Origin of the sequence: Kitasatospora sp. NPDC057965 (genome assembly GCF_042887135.1) — a bacterium.
In the GTDB taxonomy this organism is placed as follows: Bacteria; Actinomycetota; Actinomycetes; order Streptomycetales; family Streptomycetaceae; genus Kitasatospora.
The window spans coordinates 79,351-86,751 of the sequence record NZ_JBHVPZ010000035.1 but is presented as its reverse complement, the minus strand read 5'-3'; the positions used below and the strand labels follow the sequence as shown (position 1 = coordinate 86,751).

Sequence of the window (7,401 nt, the reverse complement as noted above, 5' to 3'; positions counted from 1 at the left end):
TCCGGCCCCCCCCGGGGCCCCCCCCGGGCCTTTCCCCCGGGGGGCGCCCCCCCGGTTGTAACCGGGGGGGCCCGCCGCCGTGCGTGAGCCGAGACCGCGGCCTCAGGTGTTCCCGGTGCCGCTGCCGTTGCCGGCACCGCCGGGCAGGCCCGGGAGGAACGGCACGTTACCGCTGTAGTCGCCGATGCCCTTGACGATGGTGTCCATCACCGCGACGTCCGGCGCCTTGGCGGCGATGTCGAAGCCCAGGTGCACCGAGACCAGCGACTTGCCGTCGGCGGACGGGAAGACCACCGTCTGCACGTAGCCGTCGTTGCCCTTGGCGGCGTCCACCTTCCAGCGGACCAGGTAGCCGTCCCGGCCGTCCACCTTGACCGCCTCGGACTTGAGCTCCTCGTGCGAGAGGATCTCGTTGTAGGAGTCCTTGGCGGCCTTGTCGATGTCGGCCTTGGCCGCCGCCTGCACATCGGTGCCGCCGCCGTCGATCCGGCCGGTGTTGGCGCCGCCGAGCGAGCAGGTGCCGCCGCCCTCGCAGTCGTAGCTGCCGATGCTGAGCGCCGCGTAGCCGTCGCGGGTGGTGCCGCCCTCCCAGCCGGAGGGGACGGGCAGGACCAGCCGGTTCACGATGTCGACGGCCTTGTCGCTGCCGGTGGCGGGGCCGTTGCCCCGGCCGTTGCCGCCGTTGCCGTTGCCCTTGCCGCCGTTGCCCTGGTTACCGTTGCCGTTGCCCTGGTTGCCATTGCCCTGATTGCCGTCACCCTGGTTGCCGTTGGCACCGGGGCCGTTGCCGTCGGGGCCGCCGCCGAAGTCCGGCAGGCCGCGCCACCGTCCGTCGCCCTCCTGGCCGGACGGGCGCGCGGAGCGGTGCCGGTCGCCGTGGTCGTCCATCGCCAGGTAGGTGACGCCCGAGCCGACGCCCAGGCCCAGCACGGCCGCCACCGCCGCCGCGATCACCAGCTTGGACGGCTTGCGCCGCTGCTTGGGCGCGGGCGGCACCGGTGAACCGTAGGCGGTGCCGAAGGGCGGCGGCTCCGGGTAGCGGACCGACGGCCCGCTCTCCAGCACCTCCCCCTCCAGCACCTGGGGCCCGGCGGCCTCGTCCGGCCCCGGAGCACCGGCCGCCGGCGCCTCCGGCGGCGGTGCGTCCGAGGGTGCGGGCCGGGTGTTGGCCGTCCACCCCTTGCCGTCCCACCAGCGCTGTGGTCTCGGGTCGCTGGTGATGTCCTTCGGGTCCGGGTACCACCCGGCGGGGATCTGCTCACTCACGGGAATGAATCTAAAGGCAGCCGGATAAGCGCGAAATCAGCTGGGCCCCGAATTCCGGGCTTTTCGATGAGATTACGGTGAGAAGGTGCGCCGCGGCCCCCGGAAGCCCTACAGCGGGGTCACATAGGCACCGGCGATCCCGCCGTCCACCAGGAACTCGCTCGCGGTGATGAAGGAGGAGTCGTCGCTGGCGAGGAACGCCACCGCGGCGGCGATCTCCTCCGGGCGGGCGAAGCGGCCCAGCGGGATGTGCACCAGCCGGCGGGCCGCGCGCTCCGGGTCCTTGGCGAACAGCTCGCGCAGCAGCGGGGTGTCCACCGGCCCCGGCGACAGCGCGTTGACCCGGATGCCCTCCCGGGCGAACTGCACGCCCAGTTCGCGGGACATCGCCAGCACACCGCCCTTGGAGGCGGTGTAGGAGATCTGCGAGGTGGCGGCGCCCATCCGGGCCACGAAACTCGCGGTGTTGATGATCGAGCCCTGCCCGTGGCGGCGCATGTACGGCAGCGCCGCCCGGCAGCAGAGGTAGACCGAGGTCAGGTTGACCTCCTGCACCCGGCGCCACGCGTCCAGTTCGGTGGTGAGGATGGAGTCGTCCTCGGGCGGCGAGATGCCGGCGTTGTTGAAGGCGACGTCCACGCTGCCGAAGGTCTCGTAGGCCTCGTCGAAGAGCGCCTCGACCATCGCCGGGTCGGTGACGTCGGTGTGCACGAAGAGGCCGCCGACCTCCTCGGCCGCCGCCTTGCCGGTGGTCTCGTCGACGTCGGCGCAGACCACCTTCGCGCCCTCGGCGGCGAGCCGGCGGGCCGAGGCCAGGCCGATCCCGCTGCCCGCGCCGGTGATCACGGCCGTCCGGCCGACCAGCCGGCGGCAGACCGGCGCCGCGGGCTGCGCGGACCGCTCCGGCCGTGGGGACCGCTCCGACCGGTCGGACGCGCGGGGGTGGTGGGACTGCTGGGTCACCGGGTGCTCCTACTCCTCGGTCCGGATGTAGACGTTCTTGGTCTCGGTGAAGTGCGCCAGCGCCTCCGGCCCCAGCTCGCGGCCGACCCCGGACTCGCCGAAGCCGCCGAACGGCGTCCAGTACCGCACCGAGGCGTGCGAGTTGACCGAGAGGTTGCCGGCCGCGACGCCCCTGGCCAGCCGCAGCGCCCGGCCGAGGTCGCGGGTCCAGATCGAGCCGGACAGCCCGTACCGGGTGGCGTTGGCGAGCCGCAGCGCGTCCGCCTCGTCGGTGAACGGCAGCACGACCGCGACCGGGCCGAAGATCTCCTCGGTGACCGCCGGCAGGTCCTCCCGGACGGGTGCCAGCACCGTCGGCGGGTACCAGTAGCCGGGCCCGTCCGGCACCGCGCCGCGGGCCAGCACCGGCAGGTCGGGCGTCACGTACGACGCCACCCGGCGGACCTGCTCGGCCGAGATCAGCGGGCCGAGGGCGGTCCGCGGATCGGCCGGGTCGCCGGTGCGGATCCGCTCGACGGCGGGCAGCAGCAGTGCCAGGAAGTCCTCGTAGGCCTCGCGCTGGACCAGGATCCGGCTGCGGGCGCAGCAGTCCTGGCCGGAGTTGTCGAGGAAGGACATCGGATCGGCGGCCCCGGCGAGGTCGGCGTCGGCGAAGACAATGTTGGGGCTCTTGCCGCCGAGCTCCAGGGTGACCCGCTTGGCCCGGGCCGCGCAGCGGGCGGCGACCTCCTTGCCGACCCCGGTCGACCCGGTGAAGACGATCTTGCGCACCGCCGGGTGGTCGACCAGCGCCCGCCCGGTCACCGGCCCGGCGCCCGGCACCACCTGGAACAGGCCCTCCGGCAGCCCGGCGGCGAGCGCGAGTTCGGCCAGCCGCAGCGCGGTCAGCGGGGTCGCCTCGGCGGGCTTGAGCAGGACGGCGTTCCCGGCGGCCAGCGCGGGCGCGAAGCCCCAGGCGGCGATCGGCATCGGGAAGTTCCAGGGGGCGATCACCCCGACCACGCCGACCGGCTCGTGGAAGGTGATGTCCAGCCCGCCGGCCACCGGGATCTGGCGCCCGCTCAGCCGCTCCACTCCCCCGGCCGCGTACTCCAGCAGGTCGCGGACGTTGCCCGCCTCCCAGGTGGCGTTGCCGATGGTGTGGCCGGCCTCGGTGACCTCCAGGGCGGCCAGTTCGGGGACGTGCACCTCCACCTGGTCGGCGAAGCGGCGCAGCAGCCGGGCCCGTTCGCCGGGGGCGAGGGCGGCCCAGCCGCGCTGCGCCTCGACGGCGCGGCGCACGGCGGCGTCCAGTTGCCCGGGGGTGGTGTCCGGGACGGTGCCGAGGACCTCGCCGGTGGCGGGGTTGCGGACGGCGCGGGCGGCGGGCCCGGCCGCGGTGGGGACGGTGGTGGTGTCGATGGTGCTCACATCCGCTCGAAGGATCGGTAGCGCTCCCAGTCGGTGATCGCGCCGTCGTAGGCGGTCTGTTCGACCCGGGCCATGTGTTGGTAGTGCTCGACCACGTCGTCCCCGAAGGCGGCGCGGGCGAGTTCGCTCGCGCCCCACAGATCGGCCGCCTCGCGCAGCGAGCCGGGCACCCGGGCGTAGTCCTCGACGGCGTAGGCGTTGCCGAGGCAGGGGGCGGGCAGTTCCAGCTTCTGCTGGATCCCGTGCAGTCCGGCGGCGAGCATGCCGGCCACCGCCAGGTACGGGTTGACGTCGCCGCCGGGCACCCGGTTCTCCATCCGCAGCCCGGAGCCGTGCCCCACCACCCGGTAGGCGCAGGTCCGGTTGTCGCGGCCCCAGGCGACGGCCGTCGGGGCGAAGGAGCCCGGGCGGTAGCGCTTGTAGGAGTTGATGTTCGGCGCGTAGAGCAGGGTGAACTCGCGCAGCGCGGCCAGCTGTCCGGCCAGGAAGTGGCGCATGGTGTCGGTCATCCGGCCGTCATCGGCGGCGAACGCCGGGGCACCGACGGCGTCGCGCAGCGACAGGTGGATGTGGCAGCTGTTGCCCTCGCGCTGGTCGTACTTGGCCATGAAGGTGAGCGCGCAACCGAGTTGGGCGGCGATCTCCTTGGCCCCGGTCTTGTAGACGCTGTGCTGGTCGCAGGTGGTGAGCGCGTCGGCGTAGCGGAAGGCGATCTCGTGCTGGCCGAGGTTGCACTCGCCCTTGGCGGACTCCACGACCAGGCCGGCGCCGGCCATCTCGGTGCGGATCCGGGAGAGCAGCGGTTCGACCCGGGCGGTGCCGAGCAGCGAGTAGTCGGCGTTGTAGAGGTTGGCCGGGGTGAGGCCGCGGTAACCGCCCTGCCAGGCCTGTTCGTAGGTGTCGCGGAAGACCAGGAACTCCAGCTCGGTGCCGACGTCCGCGGCCAGGCCGTGCTCGGCGAGCCGGGCGATCTGGCGCCGCAGCAGCTGGCGGGGCGCGGCGGAGACCGGGTGGCCGCCGCGGCCGGCCAGGTCGGCGGTGACCTGGGCGGTGCCCGGCTGCCAGGGGGTCAGCCGCAGGGTGGACAGGTCGGGGCGCATGGCGAAGTCGCCGTAGCCGGTCTCCCAGGAGGAGAGCGCGTAGCCGTCCACGGTGTTGAGTTCGACGTCGACGGCGAGCAGGTACTCGCAGGCGTCGGAGCCGTGCTCGGCCACCTCGTCCAGGAAGAAGCGGGCGGCGAAGCGTTTGCCCTGCAGGCGCCCCTGCATGTCGGTGAAGCCGAGGGCGACGGTGTGGACCTCTCCGGCGTCGACCAGGGTGCGCAGCTCGTTCAGGGTCAGCGGGGCGCGGCGGGGCGGGGTGCCGGGCGCGGCCGCGGGGCCGTCGGGCGCGGTGGTGCCGGGCGCGGTGGTGCGGTCGGACATGGCGGACGCCCTCCTCCTCGATCACGCAGCGAGACCAAGCGGTCACAGCGAACCGTACGGCCTGTCGCGGAGGGGGCGGAAGAGGGCGGGCGGGTGTGGCGCGCCGATGTGTGAGGTTGACGAGGGATCAGACGGGACGGGAGGAGAATGCGCGCCATGGAACGCAGGCCTTTTGTCGGCGTCAGCACCTATCTGGTGGACGCGAGTTGGAGCGACTGGCGGGACCGCCGGGTGGCCCTGGTGCCCGAGCGGTACACCGCGTACGTGCAGGACTCGGGCGGGATCGCGGTGCTGCTGCCGCCGGACGCCCCGGAGCGCGCGCCGGAGGTCCTCGCCCGGCTCGACGCGCTGGTCATCGCGGGCGGGCCGGACATCGACCCGGCCTACTACGGGCAGCCGCCGCACCCGCTGAGCGACATCGACGCGGTGGAGCGGGACGTCTGGGAGAGCGCGCTGCTGCGGGCGGCGCTGGCGGCCGGGATCCCGCTGCTGGGGATCTGCCGGGGCATGCAGGTGCTCAACGTGGTGTGCGGGGGCACGCTGATCCAGCACCTGCCGGACGTCGTCGAGGTGGACGTGCACACCGGCTCGCCCGGCCGCTACGGCACGCACCCGGTGCGGCCGGTGCCGGGCACGCTGCTGGGCGGGCTGCTGCCGGAGCCGGAGCTGGCCGTGCCGACCTTCCACCACCAGGCGGTGGACCGGCTGGGGGCGGGGCTGCGAGTGAGCGCGCACGCGCCGGACGGGACGGTGGAGGCGGTGGAGGGGCCGGGGTTCACGCTCGGGGTGCAGTGGCATCCGGAGCAGGGGGACGACCTGCGGGTGATGCAGGCGCTGGTGCGGGCGGCGACGGCGGCCCGGTCGGTGCAGCTGGAGACGGTGGAGGTGGGGTAGCCCCGGGACGCCCCGGGGGCGGGGTGGATCAGGGCGAGGCGGATCAGGGCAGGGCGGATCAGGGCAGGGGCAGTCCGGCGGCCGTGGCGATCACCCCGGCCGCGCCGGCGGCCAGCAGGGCGAGCACCACCCCGCGCCGGGCGGCGACCAGCCAGAGCAGCGCTCCGGCCAGCACCGCCCACTGCCAGCCGGGGCCGAGCGCGGCGGCGAGCGGCAGCGCCGAGCCGGCGATGGCGCCGATCACGGCCGGTCCGGCGCCGGTGAGGAAGTCCTGCACCCGCGCATCGGCGCGCAGCCGGTCGAAGTACCGGCCGCCGAGGATCACGAAGAGGAAGGACGGCGCGAAGGCGACCGCCGCCGCGAGCAGCCCGCCGGCGATCCCGGCGGCCGCGTAACCGACGACGGCGACGGTCTGCACCACCGGACCGGGGGTGACCTGACCGAGGGCGACGGCGTTGAGGAACTGTCCGTCGGTCATCCAGTGGAAACGGTCGACGGCGTCGTTCTGCATCAGCGGGATGATCACGAACCCTCCGCCGTAGGAGAGCGCGCCCACCTTGAACGCCACCCAGGCCACCGCGCCGAGCCCGCCGAGCGCGGGCAGCCCGGCGGCGAGCGGCAGCACGCCGGCCCGCGTCCGGCGGGGTCGTTCGCGTCCGGGTCCGCCGCTCTCCGTCGGTCCGCGCCCCCGCGTCCGGGCGAGCCCCCGCCCACGGGCCCGGACCGCGGTCTCGGCCAGGCCGGAGGCGATCAGCACCAGGACCAGCCAGGGGCCGGTCAGTACCGCCGCCAGCGCCCCGGCCAGCGCGTACCCGGCCCAGCGGGCGCGGGCGCCGCGGCCCCGGCCGGCCCGGGTGAAGCTCGCGGGGACCAGCGAGGTGGCCGCCTGCACGGCGACCGCCGGGACGGCCGCGCCCGCGCCGGCGGCGGCGGCGAGCACCCACCGCGGCGGGTCGCCGGCCAGGAAGAGCGCCGCGAGGGCGAGGATCAGCGCGAGCCCGGGCGCGATGAAGCAGGCCCCGCCGACCAGTGCGCCCGGGGCGCCGCGCAACCGCCAGGCGGTGAGGATCGCGAGCTGGGTGGAGGCCGGTCCGGGCAGCAGGTTGGTCGCCGCGATGCCGTCCTCGAACTCCTCCGGGGAGAGCCACTTGCGCCGCTCCACGCAGAGCCGGCGCAGCAGCAGGATGTGGGCGGGCGGTCCGCCGAAGCCGGTGATGCCGATCCGGCCCCATTCGCGGGCGATCGTTCCCAGACTCACCCGTCCGGTCGTTGCCATGCGCGTCTCCCCTGTTCAGCGGCGGCGCGACGATACCGGACGGGGGTTACCGTCCGGCAATGACAACGGTCTCCAGTGCAGCCTTTGGATCTTCGTCCGATCTGCGGTTCACTTCGAGTGCGGGGCGGTCGCGCACGCCGCCCCTTACCCCCACGCGTTCATGAGTTC

General features: G+C 74.5%; 6 protein-coding genes. 1 reads left to right on the top strand and 5 read right to left on the bottom strand.

The window, feature by feature from the left end; genetic code table 11:
* Nucleotides 1–102 precede the first annotated feature (102 nt).
* The 4 genes from ACFVVU_RS33300 to ACFVVU_RS33285 form a co-directional block, all read right to left on the bottom strand.
* Entirely contained in the window at nt 103–1,266 is a 1,164-nt protein-coding gene (locus ACFVVU_RS33300) for a DUF2510 domain-containing protein (protein WP_387793795.1), read from the bottom strand.
* Between the two features lie 108 nt (nt 1,267–1,374).
* Nucleotides 1,375–2,130: a 3-oxoacyl-ACP reductase gene (locus ACFVVU_RS33295; RefSeq protein WP_380682769.1), complete on the bottom strand. Its 756-nt coding sequence runs from the start codon at nt 2,128–2,130 to the stop codon at nt 1,375–1,377.
* 108 nt (nt 2,131–2,238) lie between these two features.
* Nucleotides 2,239–3,639, bottom strand: a complete 1,401-nt coding sequence (locus tag ACFVVU_RS33290) for an aldehyde dehydrogenase family protein (protein ID WP_387793794.1) — start codon at nt 3,637–3,639, stop codon at nt 2,239–2,241.
* Nucleotides 3,636–5,063 (bottom strand): glutamine synthetase family protein, encoded by a 1,428-nt coding sequence (locus ACFVVU_RS33285; protein WP_380682757.1) that lies wholly within the window; start codon nt 5,061–5,063, stop codon nt 3,636–3,638. Before ACFVVU_RS33285 ends, ACFVVU_RS33290 begins: the two co-directional genes overlap by 4 nt.
* Nucleotides 5,064–5,219: 156 nt before the next feature.
* Between ACFVVU_RS33285 and ACFVVU_RS33280 the strand changes: the two genes are divergently transcribed.
* Nucleotides 5,220–5,957 (top strand): gamma-glutamyl-gamma-aminobutyrate hydrolase family protein, encoded by a 738-nt coding sequence (locus tag ACFVVU_RS33280; protein ID WP_387793793.1) that lies wholly within the window; start codon nt 5,220–5,222, stop codon nt 5,955–5,957.
* Nucleotides 5,958–6,015: 58 nt separating this feature from the next.
* On the opposite strand, the gene chrA is transcribed toward ACFVVU_RS33280, so the two are convergent.
* Nucleotides 6,016–7,233, bottom strand: a complete 1,218-nt coding sequence (chrA, locus tag ACFVVU_RS33275; RefSeq protein ID WP_387793792.1) for a chromate efflux transporter — start codon at nt 7,231–7,233, stop codon at nt 6,016–6,018.
* Between the last annotated feature and the right edge of the window lie 168 nt (nt 7,234–7,401).